Source organism: Bradyrhizobium sp. WSM4872, from assembly GCF_055811715.1.
In genome coordinates this window covers 1-25,623 of sequence record NZ_JBVVPT010000048.1, presented here as the reverse complement: position 1 = coordinate 25,623, position 25,623 = coordinate 1, and the positions used below count along the sequence as shown (strand labels likewise).

27 protein-coding genes and 1 pseudogene are annotated in these 25,623 nt (G+C 63.9%); 15 read left to right on the top strand and 13 right to left on the bottom strand.

Annotated elements, in window-relative coordinates; all coding sequences use genetic code 11:
- The first annotated feature begins 62 nt into the window (after nt 1-62).
- Nucleotides 63-992, top strand: a pseudogene (locus AC0L3C_RS34855) (OmpA family protein).
- A gap of 601 nt (nt 993-1,593) precedes the next feature.
- On the top strand, nt 1,594-1,830 hold the full coding sequence (locus AC0L3C_RS34850; RefSeq protein ID WP_007614643.1) for a hypothetical protein: 237 nt from the start codon (nt 1,594-1,596) through the stop codon (nt 1,828-1,830).
- Between the two features lie 94 nt (nt 1,831-1,924).
- On the opposite strand, the gene rpoD is transcribed toward AC0L3C_RS34850, so the two are convergent.
- Both rpoD and dnaG read right to left on the bottom strand, forming a co-directional pair.
- Nucleotides 1,925-4,075, bottom strand: coding sequence for an RNA polymerase sigma factor RpoD (rpoD, locus tag AC0L3C_RS34845; protein WP_027520282.1), 2,151 nt, complete (start codon nt 4,073-4,075; stop codon nt 1,925-1,927).
- A gap of 377 nt (nt 4,076-4,452) precedes the next feature.
- A complete protein-coding gene (gene dnaG, locus AC0L3C_RS34840; RefSeq protein WP_473410267.1) occupies nt 4,453-6,465 on the bottom strand; it encodes a DNA primase in 2,013 nt (670 codons plus the stop codon).
- 159 nt (nt 6,466-6,624) lie between these two features.
- Here dnaG and AC0L3C_RS34835 point away from each other — a divergent pair, with 159 nt between their 5' ends.
- From AC0L3C_RS34835 to AC0L3C_RS34825, 3 genes are all read left to right on the top strand, one after another.
- Nucleotides 6,625-6,936, top strand: a complete 312-nt coding sequence (locus tag AC0L3C_RS34835; protein WP_473410266.1) for a BrnT family toxin — start codon at nt 6,625-6,627, stop codon at nt 6,934-6,936.
- Between the two features lie 25 nt (nt 6,937-6,961).
- On the top strand, nt 6,962-7,201 hold the full coding sequence (locus AC0L3C_RS34830) for a BrnA antitoxin family protein (RefSeq protein ID WP_473410265.1): 240 nt from the start codon (nt 6,962-6,964) through the stop codon (nt 7,199-7,201).
- Nucleotides 7,202-7,271: 70 nt separating this feature from the next.
- Nucleotides 7,272-7,835, top strand: coding sequence for a chlorite dismutase family protein (locus tag AC0L3C_RS34825; protein ID WP_354169355.1), 564 nt, complete (start codon nt 7,272-7,274; stop codon nt 7,833-7,835).
- Here AC0L3C_RS34825 and AC0L3C_RS34820 read toward each other — a convergent pair.
- Nucleotides 7,832-8,230, bottom strand: coding sequence for a gamma-glutamylcyclotransferase family protein (locus tag AC0L3C_RS34820; RefSeq protein ID WP_473410264.1), 399 nt, complete (start codon nt 8,228-8,230; stop codon nt 7,832-7,834). The two genes, AC0L3C_RS34825 and AC0L3C_RS34820, sit on opposite strands and share 4 nt — an antisense overlap.
- 184 nt (nt 8,231-8,414) lie before the next feature.
- On the bottom strand, nt 8,415-9,326 hold the full coding sequence (locus tag AC0L3C_RS34815; RefSeq protein ID WP_473346995.1) for a transglutaminase family protein: 912 nt from the start codon (nt 9,324-9,326) through the stop codon (nt 8,415-8,417).
- Between the two features lie 91 nt (nt 9,327-9,417).
- Between AC0L3C_RS34815 and AC0L3C_RS34810 the strand changes: the two genes are divergently transcribed.
- Nucleotides 9,418-10,224, top strand: coding sequence for an N-formylglutamate amidohydrolase (locus tag AC0L3C_RS34810; RefSeq protein WP_473410263.1), 807 nt, complete (start codon nt 9,418-9,420; stop codon nt 10,222-10,224).
- Nucleotides 10,225-10,235: 11 nt separating this feature from the next.
- Here AC0L3C_RS34810 and AC0L3C_RS34805 read toward each other — a convergent pair whose 3' ends face one another.
- Entirely contained in the window at nt 10,236-10,856 is a 621-nt protein-coding gene (locus tag AC0L3C_RS34805) for a LysE family translocator (RefSeq protein ID WP_085384410.1), read from the bottom strand.
- A 167-nt stretch (nt 10,857-11,023) separates the two neighbouring features.
- On the opposite strand from AC0L3C_RS34805, the gene AC0L3C_RS34800 reads away from it, so the two are divergent.
- Genes AC0L3C_RS34800 through AC0L3C_RS34790 form a run of 3 tightly spaced genes read left to right on the top strand, consistent with a single transcriptional unit; the run spans nt 11,024 to nt 12,310 of the window.
- Nucleotides 11,024-11,338 carry an ArsR/SmtB family transcription factor gene (locus AC0L3C_RS34800; RefSeq protein WP_473410262.1) on the top strand — a complete coding sequence of 105 codons (315 nt, stop codon included), beginning with the start codon at nt 11,024-11,026 and terminating at the stop codon, nt 11,336-11,338.
- The gene (locus AC0L3C_RS34795) at nt 11,331-11,801 is read left to right on the top strand and encodes an SRPBCC family protein (protein WP_473410261.1); all 471 of its coding nucleotides are present in this window, start codon (nt 11,331-11,333) and stop codon (nt 11,799-11,801) included. The genes AC0L3C_RS34800 and AC0L3C_RS34795 overlap by 8 nt, the downstream gene beginning before the upstream one ends.
- The gene (locus AC0L3C_RS34790) at nt 11,798-12,310 is read left to right on the top strand and encodes an SRPBCC family protein (RefSeq protein ID WP_473278551.1); all 513 of its coding nucleotides are present in this window, start codon (nt 11,798-11,800) and stop codon (nt 12,308-12,310) included. Before AC0L3C_RS34795 ends, AC0L3C_RS34790 begins: the two co-directional genes overlap by 4 nt.
- 18 nt (nt 12,311-12,328) lie before the next feature.
- On the opposite strand, the gene AC0L3C_RS34785 is transcribed toward AC0L3C_RS34790, so the two are convergent.
- Entirely contained in the window at nt 12,329-12,508 is a 180-nt protein-coding gene (locus AC0L3C_RS34785; RefSeq protein WP_473410260.1) for a hypothetical protein, read from the bottom strand.
- Between the two features lie 390 nt (nt 12,509-12,898).
- On the opposite strand from AC0L3C_RS34785, the gene AC0L3C_RS34780 reads away from it, so the two are divergent.
- On the top strand, nt 12,899-13,705 hold the full coding sequence (locus tag AC0L3C_RS34780) for a transglutaminase-like domain-containing protein (protein WP_473410259.1): 807 nt from the start codon (nt 12,899-12,901) through the stop codon (nt 13,703-13,705).
- Nucleotides 13,705-13,896, top strand: a complete 192-nt coding sequence (locus AC0L3C_RS34775) for a hypothetical protein (RefSeq protein WP_473262665.1) — start codon at nt 13,705-13,707, stop codon at nt 13,894-13,896. The genes AC0L3C_RS34780 and AC0L3C_RS34775 overlap by 1 nt, the downstream gene beginning before the upstream one ends.
- A 27-nt stretch (nt 13,897-13,923) precedes the next feature.
- Here AC0L3C_RS34775 and AC0L3C_RS34770 read toward each other — a convergent pair whose 3' ends face one another.
- Complete coding sequence (locus AC0L3C_RS34770) at nt 13,924-14,697, bottom strand: DUF2189 domain-containing protein (protein ID WP_247428535.1); 774 nt, start codon at nt 14,695-14,697, stop codon at nt 13,924-13,926.
- A gap of 315 nt (nt 14,698-15,012) precedes the next feature.
- Between AC0L3C_RS34770 and AC0L3C_RS34765 the strand changes: the two genes are divergently transcribed.
- A complete protein-coding gene (locus tag AC0L3C_RS34765) occupies nt 15,013-17,241 on the top strand; it encodes an ATP-binding protein (RefSeq protein ID WP_473410258.1) in 2,229 nt (742 codons plus the stop codon).
- A gap of 12 nt (nt 17,242-17,253) precedes the next feature.
- On the opposite strand, the gene AC0L3C_RS34760 is transcribed toward AC0L3C_RS34765, so the two are convergent.
- The 4 genes from AC0L3C_RS34760 to AC0L3C_RS34745 all read right to left on the bottom strand — a co-directional run bounded on the left by AC0L3C_RS34760 (nt 17,254) and on the right by AC0L3C_RS34745 (nt 21,499).
- On the bottom strand, nt 17,254-18,864 hold the full coding sequence (locus AC0L3C_RS34760) for an acyl-CoA synthetase (RefSeq protein ID WP_473262663.1): 1,611 nt from the start codon (nt 18,862-18,864) through the stop codon (nt 17,254-17,256).
- Nucleotides 18,865-18,983: 119 nt separating this feature from the next.
- The gene (locus AC0L3C_RS34755; protein ID WP_473410275.1) at nt 18,984-20,120 is read right to left on the bottom strand and encodes an epoxide hydrolase family protein; all 1,137 of its coding nucleotides are present in this window, start codon (nt 20,118-20,120) and stop codon (nt 18,984-18,986) included.
- Between the two features lie 160 nt (nt 20,121-20,280).
- Nucleotides 20,281-20,736, bottom strand: a complete 456-nt coding sequence (locus AC0L3C_RS34750; protein WP_473410257.1) for a GatB/YqeY domain-containing protein — start codon at nt 20,734-20,736, stop codon at nt 20,281-20,283.
- Between the two features lie 34 nt (nt 20,737-20,770).
- Nucleotides 20,771-21,499 carry an alpha/beta fold hydrolase gene (locus AC0L3C_RS34745; protein WP_473410256.1) on the bottom strand — a complete coding sequence of 243 codons (729 nt, stop codon included), beginning with the start codon at nt 21,497-21,499 and terminating at the stop codon, nt 20,771-20,773.
- Between the two features lie 146 nt (nt 21,500-21,645).
- Here AC0L3C_RS34745 and carA point away from each other — a divergent pair, with 146 nt between their 5' ends.
- Both carA and AC0L3C_RS34735 read left to right on the top strand, forming a co-directional pair.
- Nucleotides 21,646-22,836 (top strand): glutamine-hydrolyzing carbamoyl-phosphate synthase small subunit, encoded by a 1,191-nt coding sequence (gene carA / locus AC0L3C_RS34740; RefSeq protein WP_473278556.1) that lies wholly within the window; start codon nt 21,646-21,648, stop codon nt 22,834-22,836.
- Nucleotides 22,837-23,002: 166 nt separating this feature from the next.
- Nucleotides 23,003-23,524, top strand: coding sequence for a hypothetical protein (locus tag AC0L3C_RS34735; protein ID WP_473278557.1), 522 nt, complete (start codon nt 23,003-23,005; stop codon nt 23,522-23,524).
- Between the two features lie 120 nt (nt 23,525-23,644).
- On the opposite strand, the gene AC0L3C_RS34730 is transcribed toward AC0L3C_RS34735, so the two are convergent.
- Entirely contained in the window at nt 23,645-24,169 is a 525-nt protein-coding gene (locus tag AC0L3C_RS34730; protein ID WP_473262657.1) for a Dps family protein, read from the bottom strand.
- Between the two features lie 113 nt (nt 24,170-24,282).
- On the opposite strand from AC0L3C_RS34730, the gene AC0L3C_RS34725 reads away from it, so the two are divergent.
- Nucleotides 24,283-24,984 carry a class I SAM-dependent methyltransferase gene (locus tag AC0L3C_RS34725; protein ID WP_473278558.1) on the top strand — a complete coding sequence of 234 codons (702 nt, stop codon included), beginning with the start codon at nt 24,283-24,285 and terminating at the stop codon, nt 24,982-24,984.
- Between the two features lie 281 nt (nt 24,985-25,265).
- Here AC0L3C_RS34725 and AC0L3C_RS34720 read toward each other — a convergent pair.
- Nucleotides 25,266-25,623: ArsR/SmtB family transcription factor (locus AC0L3C_RS34720; RefSeq protein WP_473410255.1), on the bottom strand; the 358-nt coding region annotated here is incomplete at its 5' end.

Sequence of the window (25,623 nt, the reverse complement as noted above, 5' to 3'; positions counted from 1 at the left end):
ATCGCTGCCTGCCTGCGACAAAACAAATGCGCTCGCCCCCTCCCCAACCGATCGAGATGTTCATGATCATGTCCATGTCGCGCCGGATCCTCGCCTTGCTCTCCCTCACCGTGACGGCCGCTTCCGCGCAAACGCGCGATGTCGCCGGCAGCCGCGACTATCCCGGCATCGGCCGGTTCGCCGGCAGCGTCATCACCGGCTATGTGATGAAGGATTTTGACGCAGCGCGGATGCAGGCGGCTCCCTTCAAGGACGGCCAGCCCGTCGATGCGCGACGGCTCGAGGGCCGCGTCTTTCGCATCTCCTATCGCACCAATCCCGGCCCCTCGATCCTGGAAGTCTCGCGCAATTTCGAGACGCAGCTTGCGAAAGCCGGCTTCGAGACCCTGCTCGCCTGCGACACCGATGCCTGCGGCGCCATTCCCTTTACCGAAGCCGTCGACACGCTGCCGGTCCCGCAGATGTGGGTCGATGGTTTCAACTAGCGTTACTACGCCGGCCGCAAGACCGAGGGCGGGCGCGAGACCTTCGCCAGCGTCCTGGTCAGCCAGAACAACCAGGATGTCACCGCGCAGGTCACCGTCGTCGAGCTCGGCGCCATCGCGAACAAGATGGTGGATGCCGCCGCGATGGCGAAAGGACTTGGCGAGACCGGCCACATCGCGCTCTACGGCATCTATTTCGACACCGACAAGGCGGTGCTCAAACCGGAAAGCCGTCCGACGCTGGAGCAGATCGCAAAGCTGCTGACGAGCCAGCCGCAGCTCAACGTCTTCATCGTCGGCCACACCGACAGCCAGGGCGCCTATGAATACAATCTCGACCTGTCGAAGCGCCGCGCCGAAGCCGTCGCAGCCGAACTGGTGAAGAGTTTTCGCATTGCGCAGGCGCGATTGCGCACCGCCGGCGTTGGATTGCTGGCGCCGGTCGGATCCAACGCATCGGACGCCGGGCGCGCGCTCAACCGGCGCGTGGAGCTGGTGGCGCCGTAAGACTGGTGCTGCGTGAGCAATGTGATGGGACAACGCGAAGCGCGGAACTCACTAACATATGTTAGGCACCGCAGCTTCTGCACGCACGCGGGAATACGTGCAGGCAAACGCGCGTTCTGACAAGACGGGCGCCTGTCGCTGCATTGCGAGAGCAGGAAATATGAACAAAGTGATTTGGTCATCCAAGCAATTGACGCTGATCGAAACGCGATGCCGCGACCACTGCATATCCGATGCGCTCGCTGCGACATCGCAGCGCCAACGATTTGCCTTGCCACGGCATGGCGCCGGTTATAAACTTCTATTCTAGGTTGTCGCCCCGCCAGCCCCGGGCGACACTGAAGACCAAAATAAACGGCGGGCTTCGCGGCCCGCCGTTTGTTGAGGCAAGGGTGAGCAAAGAGTGAGACACGGGTCTCCTCGAAGGAGCGCATCGGGTTTCACGAAGCGCTGGACGCTTCCACCCGACATCCACGCCGCCCGCAAACCGGTTCGTCGATCGATCGCGCAGCCGGTTCTGCCGCTGCAGGGCCCGGGGCCTGCCCCCGGAAACCTGCCAAAGTCATTTGACTATGGCCCCCTGATCGACGAAAAGCCGGCCATGGCCAAAAAACCCGGAACCAATCCCAAGGGCGAATTCGCCTTTTTCAACGTCTTCTATGAAGACGGCTCCCAACGCTCCAACCGGCGCGTGCCCGCCGAATTGCTCGGCGGCCTCGACGGCGACGAGCCGGCCCGCGCCTACATCATGGAGCAGGACCGCGAGATCGCCGAAAAATCCGGCCGCCCGGCGCTGGAAATCAAGAACCTCGAGCGGGTCGGCGCGAAGAAGAAGTAGGCCTCAGCCCTATGCCCGTCGTTGTGAGCGGGAGCAAAAAGACAAAAACGGCGGGCCTTGGCCCGCCGCTTTGCTTTTGAATCGGTGTTCGCGCTCAATTATCCAAGAAGCTCCGCAGCTTCCTTGACCTTGACGGATGCTTCAGCTTCCGCAGGGCCTTCGCCTCGATCTGGCGAATACGCTCTCTCGTCACCGAGAACTGCTGGCCGACTTCTTCCAGCGTGTGGTCGGTGTTCATGCCGATACCGAAGCGCATGCGCAGCACGCGCTCTTCGCGCGGGGTGAGCGAGGCCAGCACGCGCGTGGTGGTCTCGCGCAGGTTGGACTGGATCGCGGCGTCGATCGGCAGGATCGCGTTCTTGTCCTCGATGAAATCGCCGAGGTGTGAATCCTCTTCGTCACCGACAGGCGTCTCCAGCGACAGCGGCTCCTTGGCGATCTTGAGGACTTTTCGCACTTTCTCCAGCGGCATGCCGAGCTTTTCGGCCAATTCCTCAGGAGTCGGCTCGCGGCCGATCTCGTTGAGCATCTGGCGCGAGGTGCGCACGATCTTGTTGATCGTCTCGATCATGTGCACGGGAATGCGGATGGTGCGCGCCTGGTCGGCGATCGAGCGGGTGATCGCCTGCCGGATCCACCACGTGGCGTAGGTCGAGAACTTGTAGCCGCGGCGGTACTCGAACTTGTCGACCGCCTTCATCAGGCCGATGTTGCCTTCCTGGATCAGGTCGAGGAATTGCAGGCCGCGGTTGGTGTATTTCTTGGCGATCGAGATCACGAGACGGAGGTTGGCTTCCACCATCTCCTTCTTGGCCTGGCGGGCCTCGCGCTCGCCCTTCTGCACCGAGTGCACGATCTTGCGAAACTCGATGATCTCCAAGCCGGTCAGCGCCGCGAGCTGATGCACCTCGTGGCGGAGGTCCTTGATGCGGTCCTTCTCGTGATGGACGAAGTTCTTCCAGCCCTTTGCCGAGAGCTTCGAGACACGGTTGAGCCAGCGCGGATCGAGCTCCGAGCCGGTGTAATTGCGCAGGAAGTCCTCGCGCGCGACGCCATGGCTGTCGGCAAGGCGCATCAGGCGGCCCTCATGCGAGACGAGGCGCTTGTTGATGTCGTAGAGCTGCTCGACCAGTGAGTCGATACGCGCCTGGTTCAGGCGCAGCGACTTCACCTCGACGATGATCTCGTCCTTGAGCTTGCGGTACTTGCGCTCCTGGTGCGGCGAGAGCGAGGGCCCGTGCGAGGTGCTCTCGAGCTGGTTCTGGATGTCCTGCTCTTGCAGCTTGCGCAGCTTCTTGTAGCTGTCGGCGATCTTGTCGAAGATCTCGACGACCTTCGGCTTGAGCTCGGCCTCGATCGCCGCAAGCGACATCTGGTTCTCGAACTCGTCGTCCTCGTCCATGTCGGCTTCGGCGGCGGACTCCGCGGGATCCTTCGCGGCGTCGCCGGCATTGCCGGGCGCAGGCGCGGCGCGGAACGGGGTCGGCGCCGGCGGTGCGGCGGGCGGGGCGACATGCGCGGGCGCGGCACCGGTGGCCTGGCCGCCTTCGGCCGGCGCTTCACCGGTCTCGCCGTTCGGACCCGCGATCATCGCATTGTTCATGCCGGCCTTGGCGTCGGGCCCGGCATAGGTGGCTTCGAGATCGATGATGTCGCGAAGGAAGATCTTGCCTTCGTTGAGCTCGTCGCGCCAGATGATGATGGCCTGGAAGGTCAGCGGGCTCTCGCACAGGCCTGCGATCATCGCCTCGCGGCCGGCCTCGATGCGCTTCGCAATCGCGATTTCGCCTTCGCGCGACAGCAGCTCGACGGTGCCCATCTCGCGCAGATACATGCGCACGGGATCGTCGGTGCGCTCGCCCGGCTCGCTCTTCTTGACCTCGGTGACGGCCTTCTGGGTGACTTCGACGAGCTCGTTGTCGGTCTCGTCCTCGCCGCTCTCGTCCTTGTCCTCCTCGCCTTCGCTATCGTCGGCTTCGGTGACGTTGATGCCCATGTCCGAGAGCATGGACATGATGTCCTCGATCTGCTCGGGAGAGGTCTGGTCGGACGGCAAAACTTCGTTGAGCTGATCGAAGGTCACGAAGCCGCGCTTCTTGGCCTGCTTGATCATCTTCTTCACGGCCGCGTCGGACAGATCGAGCAACGGCGAGGGCGCGTCCTGGGAGTCCTTCTCCGGCGCGTCCGCTGCCTTGTCGTCTTTTTCCTTGTCCTTCGCCTGCAGCGTCTTTGCCTTGGTGGCCATCCATTGCTCCTAAACGCGTTTCACACAGACGTTCGCCGCGCCCGCGTGAAATCACTTGAACCTGTTGCTCGATGCTCTCGCTTCGTCAGATCTCGACACGGAAAGGGCGGCGCGGACCTCTTGTCGCCACCCCCGACCTTTCACTCGCCGGATTTGCCTAACGCTTCGTAGAGCCTCTTTGTCGCAGCGGATGCAGGTGTAGTGCCAACAGCAATTGCGCGGATTCATTCCTGACGCGTCTGTTCTGCCTGCGGCCGCCTGGTGGCCAAAGTGCTACAAGACCGTTAAGCCTCGATTAACCCTGTTTTTGCCGCCAAACCTCGGATTTGGCGAGTCTTTTAGCGGTTCCGGTCCCGGCCGTCCGCATGATTCTTTCATCACACGCTCTTCTGGAACCGGCCCGACAGCTCGCCAAAACCCTCGATCAGGGCCTCGGTGCCGTCGACTTCGCCTATCCGAGCCTTGACGTCGCGCAGCCACGCCATGTTGGCCTCGCTGGGATCCTCCCCCAAGGCCATCTCGGCGTCTTTCAGCTCTCTAAGTAGTGAATGGTACTGCCGATGCAAGGCGACCAGCTGATGCCAGGTGGAGAGAACGTCGTCCCGTGCGGCGCCCTCGCGGGCGCCCCACACCGCCGCGGTCGTGATGCCGCCCTCAACCCGTTGAAGCGCTTGCGAAAATCCACCCTTCTCAAGGTCGCTGCGCATCTTCTCGGCGAGCTCGCCGGGGTCCGGCGAATGGTGATGGTCGTTGGCGAAGGCGGCGATGATGCCGGCCCGGAGCTTGTGGACCTCGGGATGGGCGAGCTCCAGGGCCGCGACTTCCTCGAGGTGATCGTGCAGCAGCCAGGGATGGTTGATCAGGATTTGCAGGATCAGGGCCTCGCGGCGGGAAATCGCGCTGCGCTGGCCGCGCATGATCGGGCTTGCCGCGAGCTGCGCGCTCGCCGCCTGGTAGGGCCCGGAGGGCAGCTGGATCGGACCGGGCGGGCCGCGGCGGCCTCCACCAAATCCCTGACCGCCGAATCGATTCGCGCCTCCCCCGCCGCGGGGCTGGAACTGGCGACCGGCCGAGCCGGGGCGGAAATTGCCTCGGCCGCCAAAGCCGCCGCGGCCGCCTTCGGGGGCAAAGGCGCGCTGCAGCCGCTCGGCAAGATCCTGCCGATAATAACGCCGCACCACCTCGTCGCGGATGCCGTTGGAGAGCTCCTTGATGCGCGCCTCCAGCGCGGCGCGGCGCTCGGGCGTGGCGAAATTGCCGCCTTCGAGCTCGCGCGACCAGATCATCTCGGCGAGCGGACGCGCCGCCGCGATCACCTCCTCGATCGCGCCGCGACCGCCGGAGCGCACGAGATCGTCGGGGTCCTGCCCCTCCGGCAGCAGCGCAAAACGAAGACTCTTGCCGGGCGCGAGGAAGGGCAAGGCAAGATCCGCGGCACGATATGCCGCCTTCTGGCCGGCGCGGTCGCCGTCGAAGCAGAGGATCGGCTCGTCCGCCATCTTCCAGAGCAGCGCGAGCTGGTTTTCGGTGAGCGCGGTGCCGAGCGGCGCCACGCTGCCGGCAAAGCCAGCGGTGACCATGGCGATGACGTCGACATAGCCTTCGACCACGACCAGCGCGCTGCCCTCATGGGTGGCTTTGCGCGCGGTCTGGTGGTTGTAGAGATTGTCGCCCTTGTGGAAGAGCGGCGTCTCCGGCGAGTTCAGATACTTGGCCGGAACGTCCTTCTCCAGCGCGCGCCCGCCGAAGGCGATGACGCGGCCGCGCAAATCCGTGATCGGAAACATCACGCGGTCGCGGAAGCGATCATAGGGCACCGGGATGTCGTTGCCGGCCACCAGCATGCCGGTCTCGACCATGTCGTCGACGGAGACGCCGAGCTTGCCGAGATGCTCCTTCAGCGCGAAGCGATCGGGCGGCGCATATCCCAGCCGAAACTGCAATTGCGTCGCCGGCGAGATGGCGCGGTCGGCGAGATAGCCGCGCGCCTTGGCGCCGACGCGCGAGGCCAGCGTCTCGGCGAAGAACTTCGCGGCGAGATCCATGACGTCGTGCAGCGAACGGCGCCGCTGCTCCTGACGCGCCGCATCCGGCGTCACCGCCGGCAGCGGCAGGCCCGCCATATTGGCGAGCCGCTCCACGGCCTCCGCGAACGGCAGGCCATCGGTTTCCATCATGAAGCTGATGATGTCGCCGTGCTTGCCCGAGGAGAAGTCGTGGTAAAAGCCCTTCTGGTCGTTGACGTAGAAGGACGGCGTCTTTTCCTGCTGGAACGGCGACAGCCCCTTCCACTCCCGCCCCGCCTTCTTCAGCTTGACGCGCTTGCCCACGACTTCGGAGACCGAAAGCCGGGCACGCAGCTCGTCGAGGAATTGGGGCGTGAAGCGCATGGCGGAATGGAACTCTGTCAGCTCGGCCGCGTGAAGCGCCCACCTCAGAAAGGCGAACGCCGGCCTTGCTTCAACGTCTTATTTAACGTTCATGATATGTTCAGTCCATATCCACAGGCTCGATAATCCAAAAATACGTTTGTATATACAGAGAAACTGATGCCGGATTTCAGCTCTCTCGCGCCTGCCGGGTTCGAATGGGACGAGCAGAAGAACCGGGCCAATCTGATCAAGCATGGAATCAGTTTCGATGACGCCAGTCAGATCTTTTACGAGCGTGTGGTCATCAAACGATCGAATCGTAACGACGAAGAGCGGTGGATCGCGATCGGAAAACTCGACGACCGACTACTGCCAGTGATCTTCACGCGAAGAGATCAAGGGATCTGTATCATTTCAGCGCGACGTCCGAGGCCAGATGAAAAAAGAGCATATCGTGAAGCGTCGATGGGGAGACCGCCGCAAGGGTGATAGTGATTGGGCCCGTGTCGATGCAATGACGGACGAGGAACTGGAAGCCTCGATCGCAAATGACCCCGACTGGGCGGAGTTCAAGGACGTCGACTGGTCGGACGCCGTGCTGGTGATACCGCCGAAGAAAAAGGCCATCTCGATCCGAGTCGACGAGGATGTCCTCGACTTCTTCAAGCGCGAGGGCGAGGGCTATCAGCGGCGCATCAATGCGGTGCTGCGCTCCTATATGCAGCAGAGATCGAAGCCGAAGAAGCGGGCTTGATCCAGACAATATCTTCGGAGGCTCGTGACAGGGGCCTTGAACCCGCCCCGGTTCCACGCTTCCATGGACCATGTTCAGGACCTTCCGAGGCGGCCAGAGCGGGGGTTGGCGCATCACCTCGATTTCGCCTGTCACGGGCGAGCCCCTCGCCTTCATGCCGGCGCTGTCGGTCACCGACAGCGAGGCCATCGCGTTGCCGCTGGTGCCCTCGCGCAATGCCTGGCGGCTGGTCGGTGTCGCGAGCAGCTTGCGCTACACCGAGCGCGCCGAGAAGCAGCAGCTCACGGCCGTGCAGGCCGGCCTCGGCCGGCTGGAAGCAACCAGCGCGGCGCTGATCCCGATCCGCAAGTCGCAGGCCTGGTGGGATCTGACCCAGGAAGAGCGCCGTAGAATATTTGAGGACAAATCACACCACATCGCGAGCAGCCTGCGCTTCCTGCCCGCGATCGCGCGGCAGCTCTACCATTGCCGCGACCTCGGCGGGCCCTTCGATTTCCTGACCTGGTTCGAATTCGCGCCCGCGCACGCCTCGCTGTTCGAGGAGTTGGTGGCGATGCTGCGGCGGACCGAGGAGTGGACCTATGTCGAGCGCGAGGTCGACGTGCGCGCGGTGAAGGAAGTGCTGTCGGCCTAGTGATCGAGGAAGCGGCCGGATTCGATGCGCGGCAGATCGGTGACGGGCCAGTTGTAGATGTAGGTCCAGGCCGGTGCCGTCACCCCGTCCGCGCCTGTCACGTCGACCAGCTGGCGCAGATATTCGGTCGGCTCCGGAAAGCCCTCGCCGCAGGCCTCGTACATGTCGAGCTCGCGCAAGAGTTCGTCGGGCACGCGCAGGTGAAAGAGTTCGCCGTGGACGCGATCGGACGGCACATCGGAGAGCAGCAGCCCCGGATAATGCTTCACCAGAACGAGCCGGCCGCGGCAGGTCGCTTCACTGATGAAATCAGCGTGGCCCGCAAGCAGCCGCGCCATCGGATGGTCGAAGCCGCGCATCAACGTGCCGTAGACGAAAAGACGATCGGAGGTCATGGGGGCTCTATAGCTGCGAATGATGCGGAGCGACAGCGCCACACATTCCACTGTCGTCCTGGCGAACGCCAGGACCCATAGCCACCGAACACGGGAACGGGCAACTCGACAGCTACAACGTCGCACCACACTGACAGTCGGGGTAATGGGTCCTGGCTTTCGCCAGGAAGACGACGGTGAGCGGCTACGAAACCTCCGCCTCCAGCTCCTCGCCGCTGCGTTGCTCGTCCGACACCACCCTGATGGAGACGTCCATGGCGTCGAACGCGCCCGCGGGGCCGATATAGACGCCGTGCAGCGGGATCGCCTGTCGCGGATCGCGTGCGACCGCGACGCGGATGAGGTCGCGGGTGCCGACGATGCCGTTGGTCGGATCGAACTCGATCCAGCCCGCGCTCGGCAGGTAGACCTGCACCCAGGCATGCGTCGAACCACCGCCGACATGGCGCTGCTCGATATCCTCCGGCAGGAAGATGTAGCCGGAGACGAATCGTGCGGCGATGCCGAGATGGCGCAGCGCCTCGATCATGAACAGCGCGTAATCGCGGCAGGTCCCGCTACCGGACTGCAAGGTGTCGAGCGGATGCTGCGTGCCCAGCTCGTGGCGCTTGCGATACTTGAACCGCTCGCGGATGCCGTGGGTCATGCCGCTCAGGATCTTGAAGGTCGGCGTCGGCGCGTCCTCGTCGAGAAAGCCGCGCGCCCATTCCGCGATCTCGCCGTCGGGATCGGTGTATTGCGGCGTGATGTAGTGGACGAGGTCGGGAAATTCCTCGTCGTCATAGGCGAACGGATAGAAATAGGCCGAATCGTCCGGCGTCAGCGCGAACTCCTCGACCGGATTGTGCTCGACGGTGACGTGCCAGTCGAAGACCAACGTGTCCGCGCGCTCGTCGAAATTCGCGATCGCGACGGAATTGCCGAACACGTCGTGGATCCAGTGCAGCGACATCGGCTCCGGCGAGATCTCGAGCCTGGAGTCGAGCACGCGCAGATCATGCCCGTCGCGCGGACGCAGCATGATCCTGTGTTCGCCGAACGCCACGGGGCGGGTGTAGCGATATTCGGTCTTGTGATGAATCGTGAGCAGCGGCATCGTCAGGCAATCATGGTGGGGTCGGGCAGACCAATCTATAGCAATCCCGCCCGATTCTTCGGGGTGACTGCTGTTTCATTAGGCAATCAGGATGGCTTTAGACACAATCGAGGCGACCAATCAACTCCTCAGCGAGGGTGACGTCCCCCCGGTGCACGAGGTGAACGCGCAAGGGAGATCGCCTTTTTTGCTCACCTCGGACCATTACGGACGGGTGCTGCCGCGTACGCTCGGCGATCTCGGCGTCGCGGGAGGCGAACTGACGCGGCATATCGCCTGGGACATCGGCATTGCGGGTGTCGCCGACCGGCTGGCAGAGATGCTGGGCGCACATCTGATCGCGCAGCGCTATTCGCGGCTGGTGATCGACTGCAACCGCCCGCCCGCCGCCGTGAGTTCGATTCCCGTGATTTCCGAAGCAACCGCGATCCCGCGCAACGAGGGAATTTCGGAGCAGGAGCGCAAAGCGCGCCGGCGCGAGATTTTCGAGCCCTACCACCGGCATATCGATGCCGCGATCGACCGCCGCGTGCACGACAAGCGGCCGACGGTGCTGGTGTCGCTGCACAGCTTCACCCCCGTTTACGCCGGCGTCGCGCGCCCCTGGCACATCGGCGCGCTCTACAATCGCGACACCGTGCTGCCGCAGCTGCTGCTCAGGCATCTGCGCAGAGAGAGCGATCTCATCGTCGGCGACAACGAGCCCTACGCGGTCAACGACCTCACCGACTACACCATCCCCGTGCACGGCGAGGCCCGCGGCCTCGTCAACACCGGCATCGAGATCCGCCAGGATCTGATCGCCGACCGGTCCGGCCAGCAACAATGGGCCGAGCGGCTGGCGCGGATTTTTGCGGAGATCGAGCTGGAGCTGCGGGCGGAGAGGCTGGTCGAGTAGCCCGATGGCGGTTATTTCGCCCTGGTCAGCGCCAGCCAGATGCCGCCGCCGATCATGAAGCCGCCGGAGATGCGCGACATCATGCGCGTGCGGCGGGCCGAAAAGAACTTTCGGGCCCGCCCGGCGGCGATGGCGTAGAGCGCGTCCGTCATCACCGCAGTGACCATGAAGGTGGCGCCCAGCAGCGCGACCTGCGGGAAGTGGTCGCGGTTCATGTCCATGAACTGCGGAATGAAGGCACCGAAGAACACCAGCACCTTCGGGTTCGACAGCAGCACCAGGAAACCTTGCAGGAAGAATCCTCCGCGCGGCGGCGCCGGCGGCTCGTCCACATTGACGCCCTCGACCGGCGCCCAGATCAGCTTGATGCCGAGCCAGACCAGATAGGCGGCGCCGGCAAAGCGCACCCAGTCGAACCAATAGCCCATGGTCGCCATCAGCGAGGTCAGGCCGACCGCGACGATGCCGATGACGATGGCGAGGCCGGCCTGCGCACCGGCCACATTGGTCAGCGCCGCACGCGTGCCGTGGCGCAGCCCGTTGGCGATGACGAGAGTGACGATCGGACCGGGCAGGAGCGCCAGCGCAATGCAGGCGGCAAGGAAAGCGAGATAGGCTTGCAGAGACATCATGGGGAGAACTCGCTGAGCGCGGTTTGGGGCATTAATGCATGGCCCTCAGTTTCCGTCCAGAGCCGCCGGCACCCATGTCTTCATCTCCGGCGTCTCCAGGAACACGAGCACCGCGCCATGTATCAACGCCTTGACATGCAACCATTTGGTTGCCTATTATCGTCGCCATGGATGAGGTCTTCAAAGCGCTCGCCGATGCGTCACGACGGTCGCTGCTCGACAGGCTTCACGCCAGGAACGGCCAGACGCTGAACGAGCTCTGCGAAGGTCTCGCGATGACGCGCCAGGCGGTGACCAAGCACCTTGCGATTCTGGAAGATGCCAACCTGGTCACGACCGTCAGGCACGGCCGCGAGAAGCTGCACTATCTCAATCCGGTTCCGATCCATCAGATCGGCGAGCGCTGGATCAAGAAGTTCGAGCGCGGCAAGCTCGCCGCACTCGGCGAGTTGAAACGCCAGTTGGAGAAGCGTGATGAGTAAGCCGCAATTCGTCTATGTCACCTACATCGAGACCACTCCGGAGAGGCTGTGGGAGGCGCTGACATCAAGCGAGTTCACCAAGCAATACTGGTTCGGCGCCGAGGTCAGATCCGACTGGAAAATCGGCTCCCCTTTCGCGCTGCTGCTGGACGGCGAGACCACCGATTCCGGCGAAATCCTCGAAGCCGATCCGCCGCGGCGGTTGTCCTACAGCTTCAAGCACCAGAAATACGAGGAGCTGCGCGGTGAGCCGATCTCGCGGGTCGTGTTCACCATCGAACCGTTCGGCTCGCTCGTGCGTTTGACGGTGCTGCATGACGGCTTCGTCGAAGGCGGCAAATATCTCGGCGCCGTGTCCAACGGCTGGCCGGCGATTCTGTCCGGTCTCAAGAGCCTGCTGGAAAGCGGCAAAGTGCTGGCTATTCCACGCGCAGCGCTCAACAAGGGATTCGATGCAAAATGAACCTCGATCAGTTCAAGCCGCTCACCGTCTACACGATTTACATCGCCGCGACGCCGGAGAAGGTGTGGGAGGCGCTGACCTCCGCCGAGTTCAGCCGCAAATACTTTTCCGGCTTCGCGGTTGAGATGGAGCCAAGACTCGGCGGCAAATTCATCGTGTGCGCGCCTGACGGGTCGGAACACATCTCGGGCGATGTGTTCGAATACGATCCGCCGAACAAGCTGACAGTGACGTGGAACGTCAACTGGCCCGACCTCGTCGCAAAGCTCGGCACCACGCTTGTCACTTACGAGATCGAACAAGCCGGCGAGGCCGTCCGCCTCACCATGAGCGAACGTCACGACCGCCCGCTTAGCGATGACATTCTTTCCGGCGGCCGCACCGGCTGGCCCGCAATCCTGTCGGGGCTGAAGAGCCTGCTGGAAACGGGCAAGGCGCCGCAGATCAAGATGGCGCCGCCGGCGCAGATGCTGGAAGCGTTGAAGGCGATGGGTATCAAGACGCCGTAGCGGGCGAACTCCGCGCCGTCATCGCTTCTTCTTCACCGGAGGCGGATTGATTTCGTCGATCTTACGACTGCAATCCGCTTCCGAATCGTGCGGGCCGGAGACAAAGGTCCCGCTGACCTTGATCGCGTACCAGCCCGACTCGACGCCGAGCCGGAGCGCTTCTTCTGTCTTGACGTGCCGTGGGGAGAGAGATTGCATCTGGTGCTTTCGGTTGGCGTTCGATCTCTCGACCGAACCGCGGTGAAACCTTCAGGCGTCTGCGGCACGAGCTGCCGCGTCCAACACACCCGCTGGAGCGGGCAATATGCGCAACGACCGCTGTTGCGACGTCGCGATGAATCGGCTCCGCCGTGCGAGGAAATGAGGCGCTTCACGTCGCGCGAATAGTCGTGGCGCTGCATAGGCGCAGAAACGACAGATCTTTCGACATTCCCGCACCGTGCGCGCAATCGCCGCAATTAGCTATCGTTTTCTCGCCCGTGCCGCACTTTTGAGGCGCCGAATGCCGCGCGCGAGCGAATAAGCCGTCAAAGCCTTGTGATCGGCCGCTTCGTAGCCATGTTGGGAGCTTAGCCAAGGGAAAATCGTATGAAGCTCCGCGTTGGGTTTGAGATGCTGTACGAATTCCCGCAGCCCACACCGATGATCATGGTGTTGGGCACCCACTTCACCCGCGCCTCCGATGTCATCGTGCCCGACCTGGTGACCACGAGACCCTCGGTGCCGATCACTCCCTATCGCGATCTCTTCGGCAATTGGTGCAGCCGCATCGTGGCGCCGGCCGGCGCCTTTCGCCTTGCCGGCGACGGCGTCGTGAGCGACAGCGGCCTGCCCGACCCGGTGTTCCCGAAGGCGGCTCAGCACGCCGTCGAGGCGCTGCCGACGGACACGCTCGTCTATCTGCTCGGCAGTCGTTACTGCGAGACCGATCGCCTGTCGGATATCGCATGGAAACTGTTCGAGCACACCCAGCCGGGCTGGGCGCGGGTCCAGGCCATCTGCGATTTCGTTCATCGTCATATCGCTTTCGGCTATGAGCACGCGCGCGCAACCAAGACGGCGCGGGAGGCCTACGACGAAGGCAAGGGCGTGTGCCGCGACTATGCTCATCTTGCCATCGCGTTCTGCCGCTGCATGAACATCCCGGCGCGCTACTGCACCGGCTATCTCAGCGACATCGGCACGCCGAAGCCCTGGGCCGCGGGAGATTTCGCCGGCTGGTTCGAGGCTTATCTCGGCGGAAGCTGGCACATGTTCGATCCCCGCAACAACACGCCGCGAATCGGCCGCGTGCTGATCGCACAAGGACGCGATGCCGCGGACGTCCCGATCACCCAGACCTTCGGTCCGAATAAGCTGCTCAATTTCGAAGTATGGACCGACGAGGTTGCCTGATGACAGACAGCAGCGTTGGGCTCAGCGCCGATGAATTTGCGTCGTTGGCCGAGATCGGCAAGGGCAAGGCGCAAGGCGAAATTCCGCAAGCGCACGGCGAGCGGCTGACCAACCTCGGTTATGCGATCAGGCGCCTCGGTGAACTCGAACTGACTTCATCAGGCGCGCGCCGGCTGGCAACGGGCGAATAGCTCGCTGCCGTTGCGTCCGGCTCGCTGTTACGCCACCGGCACCACGATCCGCCGATAAAGATGCCAAGTCGCGTGCCCGAGCACGGGCAGCGTCACCACCAGCCCCAGAAAATACGGCAGCGCGGAGACGATCAGGACCATCACGATCACCGCGGCCCAGCCAATCATCGGCAGCGGGCTGGCCACGACCGCGCGCACGCTCGTCACCATCGCGGTGACGAAATCGACCTCGCGGTCGAGCAGCAGCGGAAACGACACCACGGTCAGCGAAAAGAGGATCAGCGACAGCACCGCTCCGACCGCGTTGCCGATGCCGAGGAACAGCAAGCCCTCGTTCGTGGTCAGCACCACCGTCATGAATTCCTGAAGGCTCGAGAACGAGGCATGCAGGCCGAGCAGCAGCGCGATCAGAAGCCGCACCTGATACATCCAGACCACGAACACGAACAGCGTGACGAAGGCCATCCAACCGATCTCGCTCCGCGCGCGCACGGCCGACCAGATCGCGCCGGGCGAGACCGGCTCGCCGCGCTCGCGACGGCGGCTGACTTCATAGAGCCCGATCGCCACGAACGGCCCGAGCAGCGCGAAGCCGGCGGCCAGCGGATAGACCAGATAGACCATGCCGAACGCCGTGAAGCACAGCATGATGGCAATGCCGCCGGCGGCGTAGAGCGCACCGAAGCAAAGGCCGTAAAGCGGCAGCGCCTGGAAATCACGCAGGCCCTCGACCAGCGCCTCGGCGATGTCGGTCGCCGCGACGGGACGCACCACCGGATCGACCTTGCCCGAAATGGACATCAGCTTCCTCCTCGTTGGCCGGCGCGATCTCCGTCGCACGCGGATGACCTCGATCTTAGCGTTCCCGCGGCCGGCGCGCACGCGCGAGTTGGATTGCCGGACGACGGTATCCCGACGCCGCCGGCGCAGACCGGGGAAAGCCATCGCGCCGACTGCGGCGCTCCGTTCGGGGAGCTCATCCGTGCTGCACGCGGCTCGAAATCTTTCCCCGCCGGAGACTTTTTCGGCCCGATGCCTATGGACTGAGCGGAGGGTGGTGCCGCAAATTGGGTCCTTGAACGAGCAGCGCGATGACCGGAATGGATTGTCCGACCGATGAGCTTGCGTACCCGGCTACTGATACTCGTCATCGCGGCCATGCTGGTGCCGGCGAGCCTCGTCGGGCTGCGTTTCGTGCAGAATCGGAGCAGCGAAATCAACGCCGCCCTGGCCAATCTGGCGGCCTCGGCCGACGACATTGCGAGTGATCTGGGCGAGAAGATTCAGGGCACCGCACAGCTTCACTATGGTCTCGCCCGTGCGCGCGACCTCGACACGCGCGACAAGGCGGCGTGCTCGGCGTTTCTGTCGGACGTGCGCGAGGAATACCCGCAGTTCACAGGAATCCTGACCATCGACCCGGACGGCAGCCTGTTCTGCGACTCGCTGCGGACCAACCGCACCCTCGATCTGAGGGATCGCGCCTATTTCAAGGAGGCCCTGGTCTCGCGCAGCGTCGTGGTCGAGCCGGTCTTCGGCCGGCTGACCGGAATATCGGTGCTCCAGATCGCATATCCGGTGCGATCGGAAGCGGGCGCGCTGAAGCTGGTGCTGCTCGCCTCGTTCAACCTGCGCAAATTCGCCGAGTATCATCACAAACGGCTGCTCGCGGAGAAGGATATCCTGCTCATCGACGGCAAGGGCACCGTTCTCGTCGCTCCCTCGGGAGCCGGCTGGACCGCGCCCGTGGGCGCGTCGATTGCGGGATCCGACCTGCTCCGCTTCGCGACGGCTCCCGATCAAAAGGCATTTCAGGAAGTGACCGATCGCGACGGCCGCACGCAGGTCTGGGCCGTCGCCCACGCGCCTTCGATCCGTGATGCCGGCCTCTACATCCTGGTCGGACGGTCCAAGGACGGATTGGTGGCGGCGGCGAATCGCCGGCTCTACGAGGACATGGCGATCCTCGCGGTGGCCTTGCTGCTGCTGCTGGCCGGTGTATGGATCCTCGCGACCGTGAGCGTGGGGCGCCAGGTCGGGCGGCTCGCCAATATGGCGAAGAGACTCGGGCTCGGCGATCTCAGCGCGCGAATTCCTCCTCCCCATCCGCGCGGCGAGCTGGGCGGATTGATGACCCTGCTCAACGGCACCGCCGAGTCGCTCGAGCAGCAACGCGCGGCCATCGCGGACCTCAACCAGAAGCTCAGCCAATCCCAGAAGATGGAGGCCATGGGCCAGCTCACCGGCGGCGTGGCGCATGACTTCAACAATCTCCTCACCGTCATTCTCGGCAATTCGGAGCATCTTGCCGACAGGCTGGCGGGGAACAAGGAGTTGCACCGGATCGCCGGCGACATCGCGACGGCCGCCGAGCGCGGCTCCGACCTGACGCGGAGCCTGCTCGCCTTCGCGCGCAAGCAGCCCCTGAGGCCGCGAGAGATCGACATCGGCGAGAAGCTTAGGGAGATGGAGCACTTGTTGCGCCGGCCCTTGGGCGAGCACATCGAATGCACCTTCGCGCTCGCACCGGACCTGTGGTTGATCAGCATCGATCCCGGCCAGCTAACGACTGCGCTGCTCAATCTCGTGCTCAACGCGCGCGATGTCATGCAGTTGGGCGGCAGGCTGACGATCGAGGCGCGCAATGTCTCGCTCGGTGAATCCGACTTGGACATCAATGGCGAGCCGCGACCTGGCGACTATGTCATGGTGGCCGTGACCGACACCGGCAGCGGCATGACCGCCGAGGTGGCGAGCCGGGCGTTCGAGCCGTTCTTCACCACCAAGGAGGTCGGCAAGGGAACCGGGCTCGGCCTGAGCATGGTCTACGGGTTTGTGCGGCAGTCCGGCGGGCTGGTGCAGATGCAGTCCGCGCCGAGACAAGGCAGCACCGTCAGGCTGTTCTTTCCCCGCCTGGCAACACCGCCAAACGAGGACGCCACACCCGCCGAAGGGATCGTCGCGCGCGAAGGAAGCGAGACCATTCTTGTCGTCGAGGACAACGACATGGTTCGGACTTATGTCGAAAGCGAGCTGAAGACGCTCGGCTATCGCGTCATCACCGCGGCGAGCGGCCCGGCGGCGCTCGAGTTGTTGCGCCAGTCCGGGGACATCGACCTGCTGTTCACCGACGTCGTGATGCCCGGCGGCATGTTCGGGCCGGAGCTTGCGAGGCAAGCAATCGAGTTGCGTCCAGGGCTCAAGGTGCTCTTCACCTCCGGCTACAGCCAAAATCCCGTCAAGGCGCCCGACGGGATCGGCGATGCCCGCATCCTATCCAAGCCGTTCCGGCGGCGAGACCTCGCCGCGATGCTGCGGTCCGCGCTGTCGACGCCGTCGCAGTAAGACGACGATGTCCTATCCGCGTGCCCGCAGCTCACGCCGCAGTACCTTGCCTGTCGCGGTCATTGGCAGTGTCTCCGCGAACTCAACGAACCGTGGATATTCGTGGGCGGCGAGCTGCACCTTGACGAACTCCTGGATCTCGCGCGCGAGTGCGTCGCCGGCGGCAAAGCCCGGGCGCAGCACGATCCAGGCCTTGATCGATTCGGTGCGGATCGGATCGGGAATGCCGACCACCGCCGCCATCGCCACCGCCGGGTGCTTCATCAGCGTGTGCTCGATCTCGGACGGGCCGACCCGATACCCGGCGGTGGTGATGACGTCGTCCTCGCGGCTGACGTACCAGAAGTAACCGTCTTCATCCTGCACGCCGAGATCGCCGGTGAGCAGGAACTCGCCGGCATACTTCTTCGCCGTGGCCTCCGGATTGCGCCAGTATTCGAGCATCGTGCAAGGACATGGCTGGCGCACGCCGATGATGCCGCGCTGGCCACGCGGCTGCTCCTCGCCTCTGTCGTTGACGATGCGGACATCGAAACCCGGCGTCGCCTTGCCCATCGAACCGGGGCGGATCGGAAACAGATTCGCGTTGCTGCCGATCACGAGATTGCATTCGGTCTGCCCAAACACCTCATGCGCGTCGATGCCGAAAGTCTCGCGCACCCAGCCGAGCATCTCGCCGCCGAGGGACTCGCCACCGGTGAAGATGCTGCGCAGCCTGACGCCCGGATGCGTCACGCCGGCCTGCCGCATCAGCTTCAGCGCGGTCGGAGGCAGGAAGACATTGCGCACGCCGAGATCGGCCATCATCTGCATCGCCGCCTGCGGCTCGAACTTTCGCGCGCGGTGACCGACCAGGGGAATGCCGTGATACCAGAACGCGAACAGGCCGTTGATGAGGCCGCCGATCCAGGCCCAGTCTGCCGGCGTCCACATCAGATCGCCGGGGCGCGGCAGGAAGTTGTGGCACATCTCGACATTGGGGAGATGTCCGAGCACGACGCGGTGTGCGTGCAGCGCGCCCTTCGGATTACCTGTCGTGCCGGAGGTGTAGATGATCAGCGCGGGATCCTTCGCAGACGTGTCCACCAGCGTGAAGTCGAGCGATGCAGCCTTGACCGAATTCCAGAACGATGTCGTGCCCGCCGGCGTTCGTTCGCCAACGATGTAGACATTCTTCAGCGCCGGCAGACGGTCGCGGATCTTCGAAAGCTTCTCCCAGCCGCCCGCGTCGGTGACGATCGCCTTGGCCTGCGAGTTCGACAGGCGGAATTCCAGCGCGTCTTCGCCGAACAGCGCGAACAGCGGAATGGAGATCATCGCCGATCGGAACGCGGCCATGTGCGCGATCGGCAGCTCCAGCGACTGTGACAGGAACACCGCGATTCGGTCGCCGCTGGCAAGACCATCTGTCTTCAGCACGTTGGCGAAGCGGCGCGACATCTCAGCGACGTCGTCGAAGGATGTACGCGTGATGGCACCGTTCTCGTCGACATAGACCAACGCCAGCCGGCCGGTTCCGTCGGCGTGGCGATCGCAGCAAGCCTCCGCCAGGTTGAAGCGCGCCGGGATGTCCCAGCGGAAATTGCCGTAGAGTTCATCGTAGGTGCTGGCTTCGGTGAGCATGGTCGTTTCCCGGCAGCGTCGTCATGGCCGGGCTTGTTCCGGCCATCCACGTTCTTGTTTGGCCTGAGTTTAAGGGCGTGGATGCCCGAGACAAGCCCGGGCATGACGCAGATTGCGTTTCAGCGCACCGTCGCGAAGAACTTGCGGACATCGCGCACGAACAGCTCCGGCTGCTCGAATGCGGCGAAATGGCCGCCCTTCTCCATTTCGCTCCAATGCGTAATGTTGTGGAAGTTCGGCTCCATCCAGCGCCGCACCGGCGTGATGATCTCCTTGGGGAAGACAGCGACGCCCGTCGGCACCTTGACGACCGGCGTGGTCCGGCGCTTGCCGAAGCTTTCCCAATAGAGCCGCGCGGACGAGGTCGCCGTCTCCGTCGCCCAGTAGAGCATGACGTTGTCGAGCAGCTCGTCCTTGGTGAAGATGTTTTCGGGATGACCGTTGCAATCGGTCCAGGCCCAGAATTTTTCCAGAATCCAGGCCGCCTGTCCGCTCGGCGAATCGGTCAGAGCGTAACCGAGTGTCTGCGGCCGCGTCGATTGCTGCTTCGAATAGCCGGAGTCGAGGTCGACGTAATGCTTGAGGCCGGCGAGCGCGCGTTTCTCTTCGGGCGTCGGTTCGCCCTCGACTTTCGGCGTGGCGTTAAAGGCGAGCGTGATGTGGATGCCGGCGCAATGCTCGGCGTCCTGCATGCCAAGCGAGGTCGTCACCGCCGAGCCCCAGTCGCCGCCCTGCGCGCCATAACGCGCGTAGCCGAGCCGGTCCATCAGCTTGGCCCAGGTCGCGGCGATACGATCGACGCCCCAGCCGGTGGTGTTCGGCTTGCTGGAGAACCCAAAGCCCGGCAGCGACGGACAGACAACGTGGAAGGCATCGGCGGGATGGCCGCCATGCGCGACAGGATCGACCAGCGGCGCGATCACCTTCTGGAATTCGACGATCGAGCCGGGCCAGCCATGGGTGATGATCAGCGGCAGCGCCGACTGCTCCTTCGAGCGCACATGCAGGAAATGGATGTCGAGCCCGTCGATCTCCGTGGTGAACTGCTCGAAGCGGTTGAGTTTTGCCTCGCGCGCGCGCCAGTCGTAGCCATCAGCCCAATAGGTGCAGATCTCCTGGATCCATGCCAGCGGCGCACCCTGGCTCCAGTCGGAGACGAGCTCCGCCTCCGGCCAGCGCGTGCGAGCAAGGCGCGGCTTGAGGTCCATGAGAATGTCGTCGCTGATGTCGATGCGGAATGGCTTGATGGCGGTCATGGGAGAGGCCCTGCTCATCGGGGGTTCTCGTCATGGCCGGGCTCGTCCCGGCCATCCACGTTCTTTCTCTTCATTCTGAAGAACGTGGGTGCCCGGCACAAGGCCGGGCATGACCAGAATGATAGTCTGTCAGTTCCTGGCAAACCTTCGGCGCGGCCGCTTAGCCCGTCAGAGCAGCCTTCACCAAACCGGACGCCTTGCCGAAATCCATCTGGCCAGCGTACTTCGTCTTCAACACGGTGATCACCTTGCCCATGTCCTTCATGCCGGCGGCGCCCGTCTCCGCGACCGCGTCCGAGATCGCCTTCTTCACGTCATCGTCCGACATCTGCTTCGGCAGATACGCCGAGATCACCGCGATCTCCTCGCGCTCCTGCGCGGCGAGTTCGGCACGTCCGCCCTTCTCGTAGAGCTCGACCGATTCCTGACGCTGCTTGATCATCTTCTGAAACACGCCGAGCAGGTCCGCGTCCGAGAGCGGCGGCTTGCCGCTGCCGCGCGCCTCGATGTCGGCATTCTTGATGGTCGAGTTGACCATGCGCAGCGTGGACAGCTTGCGCTCGTTCTTGGCCTTCATGGCCTCCTTGACCGCATTGTTGATGTCGTCGCGCAGCATGGTCGTGATCCCTTTTGCATGTCCGACGCCTGATCTAGGCCGTTCGCGGCCCTGAGACAACCGGGGGTCCCAGCCATTCGACCAGCGCCCGCACCGTCGCCGCAGGCTGCTCCGGCTGCGGCAGGTGTCCGCAATTCTCCAACATAACGAGCCTTGCACCGGCAATGCCCTCCGCCATCTCCTTCGAGAATGCGTTGGGAATCGTGTTGTCCTGATCGCCCGTCAGCACCAATGTCGGGCATTTGATCGTCGCAAGCGTCGGCCGCGAATCGACCCGCGCGATGATCGCAGTCTGCTGTCGCAGATAGCCTTCGACGCCGACGTCCTCGCCCTGCTCATGCACGAGCTGGCGAATACCGGCATCGTCGCGGCGCGATGGATGCACCAGTTCGGGAAACATCTCCTCGCGCGCGGCACGCAGCTCGCCGCGCCGGGCCCGCTCCATCAGGCCGCGGCGGCGCGTGGTCGCCTCCTCCGTGTCGGGCCGCGCCTGAGTGTTGATCAACGCCAGCCTGGCCACCCGCTCGGGCGCCTGGCGCATGATCTCGAGGGCGATGTAGCCGCCCATGGAATGGCCGGCGAGCGCGAAGCGCGGCGGCGCCTCGCTCAGCACCCGCCGGGCGATCGCCGCCATGTTGTCGTCGCGAACATGGTTGGCGACCGTCACCGGGCCGAACCGCCAGAGCGACGGGATGACCGGTGCATAGATCCGGGCTGAGGAGGCTAGTCCCGGAACCAGCAGAATCGGCGTCGTCTGGTCCATTATTGCCTCCCAAGCCCCGGAATTTGCCGGAAATTATGCCGCGGAGCTTAGGGGCCGAAGGCGATCTGTCAAATATGCAAAAACGCATGTGAATCGGCGCATCTCCGCTTTGACGTCGGCGCCCGCGGAGACTATGAACCGGGCTCATGACACAACATGACAACGATCCCGCCTGGCCGGACCACAAACCGACCGCGCTGTTGGTGCTTGCCGACGGCACGGTGCTGGAAGGCTTTGGCCTCGGCGCCGAAGGTCAAGCCGTCGGTGAGGTCTGCTTCAACACCGCGATGACCGGCTATGAGGAGATCCTCACCGATCCCTCCTATGCCGGCCAGCTCATCACCTTCACCTTCCCGCATATCGGAAATGTCGGTACCAACGACGACGACATCGAGACGGTGAACATGGCCGCGACGCCCGGCGCGCGCGGCGTGATCCTGCGCACCGCGATCACCGATCCCTCGAACTACCGCGCCACCAAGCACCTCGACCAGTGGCTGAAGGCGCGCGGCATCATTGGCCTCTCCGGCATCGACACCCGCGCGCTGACCGCGCTGATCCGCGGCAAGGGCATGCCCAACGCCGTGATCGCGCACGCCAGGGACGGCGAGTTCGACCTGCACGGCCTGAAGGAAGAAGCGCGCGAATGGCCAGGCCTCGAGGGCATGGACCTCGTGCCGATGGTCACCTCCGGCCAGCGCTTCACCTGGGACGAGACACCCTGGCTCTGGGACAAGGGCTTTGGCCGCCAGGACAAGCCTGAGTTCAACGTTGTCGCCATCGACTACGGCATCAAGCGAAACATTCTGCGCCTGCTCGCCGGCGTCGGCTGCAAGGTGACGGTGGTGCCGGCAACGACGTCATCCGAGGACATCCTGGCGATGAAGCCGGACGGCGTGTTCCTGTCCAACGGTCCCGGCGATCCGGCCGCGACCGGCAAATATGCCGTGCCCGTGATCCAGGACGTGATCAAGTCGGGCACGCCGACATTCGGAATTTGTCTCGGCCATCAGATGCTCGGCCTCGCGGTCGGCGCCAAGACCAAGAAGATGCACCAGGGCCATCACGGCGCCAATCATCCCGTGAAGGACGAGACCACCGGCAAGGTCGAGATCACCTCGATGAACCACGGCTTTGCGGTGGACGAGAGCACCCTGCCGACGGGCGCGACGCAGACTCACATCTCGCTGTTCGACGGCTCCAATTGCGGCATCCAGCTCGACGGCAAGCCGGTGTTCTCGGTGCAGTACCACCCCGAGGCTTCACCGGGTCCACGCGACTCGCACTATCTGTTCCAGCGATTTGCGGACCTGATGCGGCAGAACAAGAGCGCGTAAGGCGCGCGCTCTCCTGCAACTGCTATGACGACGTCGAGCCCGGGTCTTCTCCCGGGCTTTTGTCGTTCCGGGGCGTAGCGCAGCGCGAACCCGGAATGACAGCGGAACGAGGAACGCCGCTCAACTCCTATCGTTGATCACTGCTACGCTCACGCAGGAGCCCCTTATGTCCGTCGTCCGCGACAATGCCGAGCCGCTCGCCATCGTGTTTGAGGATGACGGGCTCGTGCCGAACAATATCCTTCCCTTCCTGGTCTACCAGGCCGCGGTGAAGCTTGATTCCAGACAGCCGGAAGAGACGATCGAACGCTTGTTCGAAGCGAACGGCTGGGGCGGCACGTGGCGCAATGGCGTCTTCGACTATCTGCATTATCATGCGACGGTGCACGAGGTGCTCGGCGTTGCGCGTGGCAGCGCGCGCGTCCGCTTCGGCGGCGACCATGGCCAGGAGCTGGAGATCAAGGCCGGCGACGTCGCGATCCTGCCCGCCGGCACAGGTCACCAACGCATCAAGGCGAGCGAGGATTTCTGCGTGATCGGCGCTTATCCGCCGGGTGCGAAGATGGAGGTCACCCGCGCAACGCCGGAGAACCACGCCAAGGCGCTGAAGACGATTCCAAACGTCGCGCTGCCGCCGGCCGATCCGGTGACGGGGAAGAATGGGGCGTTGATGCGGTTGTGGCGGTAGCTACAAAGACGGTGCAGTAGGGTGGGCAAAGCGAAGCGTGCCCACCAAACAATTTGAACTGCGGATAGATGGTGGGCACGGCGCGCGAAGAGCGCGCCTTTGCCCACCCTACGACCTACCCTACGCCTCGTTCGCGCCTTCCTGTCTTGTGGCTTCGAACAGGAACCAGGTGCGGCGCTCGGTCTCGTCGATGAAGTTTTCGAGGATGCTGGCGCTGGCGACGTCACCGGCGTCGTCGCAGACCTCGTGTGCCTTGCGCATTGCCGCGGCGACATGCTTGTTGTCCTGCATCAGCTCGCGCAGCATCTCACGCGGCGGGACGTAGTCCTCGTTGTTGTCCTTGATAGTCTGGAGCTTGGCGACCTGGCCGATCGACTTTAGCGTCGTGCCGCCGATCTTGCGGACGCGCTCGGCGAGCTGGTCGGTGGTGGCGAAGATCTGGTCGGACTGCTCGTCCAGCAGCAGGTGATAGTCGCGGAAATGCCGGCCGCTGATGTGCCAATGGAAGTTCTTGGTCTTCAGATACAGCGCGAACGCGTCGGCCAAAAGCACGTTGAGTGCCTCCGAAACCTTGTTGACCGCCTGGGGCGACAGATCGGTGGGGGTGTCGAGGTCGGGCGAGACCTTTTGTGGGGCTTTGCTCACGGGAAACCTTCCTGTTAGGACGCGGACATTGACGGCGCGCCGCCGCACCCCTAACGCAGGCGGGCAGCGCCGGTTCCTGCAGCGGAACCGTTTGGCCGGGGCCCTCGACGACCATGGACGATTGGATCGATTATTACGACTCGACGCATACGATCTATGTCAGCAAGCTGCATCGCGACTTGCACTTTCAGATTATCGCGCGGGACATCATCGGCTACATCTCTTCGCCCGAGGCGACCGTGCTTGACTATGCCTGCGGCGAGGCACTGTCGGCGAGCCAGGTCGCGGCTGTCTGCGGCAAGCTGATCCTCGCCGAGCCCGCGCCCGGCGTGCGCGGCCGGCTGATCGCGCGGTTTGCCCCGAACACGAAAATCCGCGTCCGCTCGCTCGACGACGTCCACCACATGCAGGAGCAGTCGATCGATCTCGTCGTGATGAACTCGGTCGCGCAATACATGGCGCCGGACGAGCTCGACGCCGCGCTCCTCAACTTCCGCCGTATCCTGAAGCCCTCCGGCAAGCTGGTGCTCGGCGACATCCTCCAGCCCAATGTCGGCATGTTCAGGGACGTCACAGCGCTGCTCAGCTTCGGCCTTCGTCACGGCTTTTTGAAAGATGCGCTGATCGGGCTGATCAGCACCGCATTGTCGGATTACCGTCAGCTGCGCACGCGCATCGGGCTGCAGCGCTACAGTGAGCAGGAGATCACCGCCAGGCTCAGGACAGCCGGCTTCACGGTCCAGCGCGCTCACCGCAATATCGGCCACAATAGCTGGCGCATGACGTTCGTCGCGCGGCCGCCATTGGTTCGGTAAACCTCTCGGATTCGGTAAGCTTCCTGAGTTCGTTAAGCATAACGTCTGCCTGAGGTGGCTTGTCGCACCCCGATCAGTAATGATCGCCGCGGCCCGGTGGCGGAAGTGTCTACGCGAGGGCGATGCATCGCTCTTTATCCTGGTTCAAATCCAGGCCGGGTCTCCACGCTTCGCCTCTCTCGGGGCTACGCGTGGCGCAGCCACGCGAGACCCGAAGGGGCGAAGCGTGTCCGGCGTAGCTGGAGCGAAGCGCAAGCGAAGACGGACTGGCCGCCCAATCCTCAATCAGCCTCAACCACATCGCGCTCCGACAGCAGCCGCAGCCGGTCGGCATCCTTTGCCGCGGAGGTGATGACGGCATCGAGCAGGCCCGGAAAGCGTGCGTCCAGATCGTCGCGGCGGAGCCGCACGAATCGGTTGGTGCCGGCGACGCGGGTCTGCATCAGGCCGCATTCGCGTAGCTTGGCGAAGTGATAGGCGAGATTCGACTTGCCGCTGAGCGCGTTGAAGTCGCCGCAGCACAGCTCGCCGCTGACAGGTTCCTGCTCGGCGAGCTGATACACAATCGCCAATCTAATCGGATCGCTCAGGCAATCCAGGACCATCGGCAGTTCAATCTGCTCGCGGGTGGGGTGGGGT

What these genes read in the sequence shown, in the direction of transcription:
- AC0L3C_RS34850 (WP_007614643.1), top strand. Translation starts at nt 1,594, where the DNA reads ATGGCCAAAAAACCCGGAACCAATCCCAAGGGCGAATTCGCCTTTTTC.
- rpoD (WP_027520282.1), bottom strand. Translation starts at nt 4,075, where the DNA reads ATGGCCACCAAGGCAAAGACGCTGCAGGCGAAGGACAAGGAAAAAGAC.
- dnaG (WP_473410267.1), bottom strand. Translation starts at nt 6,465, where the DNA reads ATGCGCTTCACGCCCCAATTCCTCGACGAGCTGCGTGCCCGGCTTTCG.
- AC0L3C_RS34835 (WP_473410266.1), top strand. Translation starts at nt 6,625, where the DNA reads ATGCCGGATTTCAGCTCTCTCGCGCCTGCCGGGTTCGAATGGGACGAG.
- AC0L3C_RS34830 (WP_473410265.1), top strand. Translation starts at nt 6,962, where the DNA reads ATGACGGACGAGGAACTGGAAGCCTCGATCGCAAATGACCCCGACTGG.
- AC0L3C_RS34825 (WP_354169355.1), top strand. Translation starts at nt 7,272, where the DNA reads ATGTTCAGGACCTTCCGAGGCGGCCAGAGCGGGGGTTGGCGCATCACC.
- AC0L3C_RS34820 (WP_473410264.1), bottom strand. Translation starts at nt 8,230, where the DNA reads ATGACCTCCGATCGTCTTTTCGTCTACGGCACGTTGATGCGCGGCTTC.
- AC0L3C_RS34815 (WP_473346995.1), bottom strand. Translation starts at nt 9,326, where the DNA reads ATGCCGCTGCTCACGATTCATCACAAGACCGAATATCGCTACACCCGC.
- AC0L3C_RS34810 (WP_473410263.1), top strand. Translation starts at nt 9,418, where the DNA reads ATGGCTTTAGACACAATCGAGGCGACCAATCAACTCCTCAGCGAGGGT.
- AC0L3C_RS34805 (WP_085384410.1), bottom strand. Translation starts at nt 10,856, where the DNA reads ATGATGTCTCTGCAAGCCTATCTCGCTTTCCTTGCCGCCTGCATTGCG.
- AC0L3C_RS34800 (WP_473410262.1), top strand. Translation starts at nt 11,024, where the DNA reads ATGGATGAGGTCTTCAAAGCGCTCGCCGATGCGTCACGACGGTCGCTG.
- AC0L3C_RS34795 (WP_473410261.1), top strand. Translation starts at nt 11,331, where the DNA reads ATGAGTAAGCCGCAATTCGTCTATGTCACCTACATCGAGACCACTCCG.
- AC0L3C_RS34790 (WP_473278551.1), top strand. Translation starts at nt 11,798, where the DNA reads ATGAACCTCGATCAGTTCAAGCCGCTCACCGTCTACACGATTTACATC.
- AC0L3C_RS34785 (WP_473410260.1), bottom strand. Translation starts at nt 12,508, where the DNA reads ATGCAATCTCTCTCCCCACGGCACGTCAAGACAGAAGAAGCGCTCCGG.
- AC0L3C_RS34780 (WP_473410259.1), top strand. Translation starts at nt 12,899, where the DNA reads ATGAAGCTCCGCGTTGGGTTTGAGATGCTGTACGAATTCCCGCAGCCC.
- AC0L3C_RS34775 (WP_473262665.1), top strand. Translation starts at nt 13,705, where the DNA reads ATGACAGACAGCAGCGTTGGGCTCAGCGCCGATGAATTTGCGTCGTTG.
- AC0L3C_RS34770 (WP_247428535.1), bottom strand. Translation starts at nt 14,697, where the DNA reads ATGTCCATTTCGGGCAAGGTCGATCCGGTGGTGCGTCCCGTCGCGGCG.
- AC0L3C_RS34765 (WP_473410258.1), top strand. Translation starts at nt 15,013, where the DNA reads ATGAGCTTGCGTACCCGGCTACTGATACTCGTCATCGCGGCCATGCTG.
- AC0L3C_RS34760 (WP_473262663.1), bottom strand. Translation starts at nt 18,864, where the DNA reads ATGCTCACCGAAGCCAGCACCTACGATGAACTCTACGGCAATTTCCGC.
- AC0L3C_RS34755 (WP_473410275.1), bottom strand. Translation starts at nt 20,120, where the DNA reads ATGACCGCCATCAAGCCATTCCGCATCGACATCAGCGACGACATTCTC.
- AC0L3C_RS34750 (WP_473410257.1), bottom strand. Translation starts at nt 20,736, where the DNA reads ATGCTGCGCGACGACATCAACAATGCGGTCAAGGAGGCCATGAAGGCC.
- AC0L3C_RS34745 (WP_473410256.1), bottom strand. Translation starts at nt 21,499, where the DNA reads ATGGACCAGACGACGCCGATTCTGCTGGTTCCGGGACTAGCCTCCTCA.
- carA (WP_473278556.1), top strand. Translation starts at nt 21,646, where the DNA reads ATGACACAACATGACAACGATCCCGCCTGGCCGGACCACAAACCGACC.
- AC0L3C_RS34735 (WP_473278557.1), top strand. Translation starts at nt 23,003, where the DNA reads ATGTCCGTCGTCCGCGACAATGCCGAGCCGCTCGCCATCGTGTTTGAG.
- AC0L3C_RS34725 (WP_473278558.1), top strand. Translation starts at nt 24,283, where the DNA reads ATGGACGATTGGATCGATTATTACGACTCGACGCATACGATCTATGTC.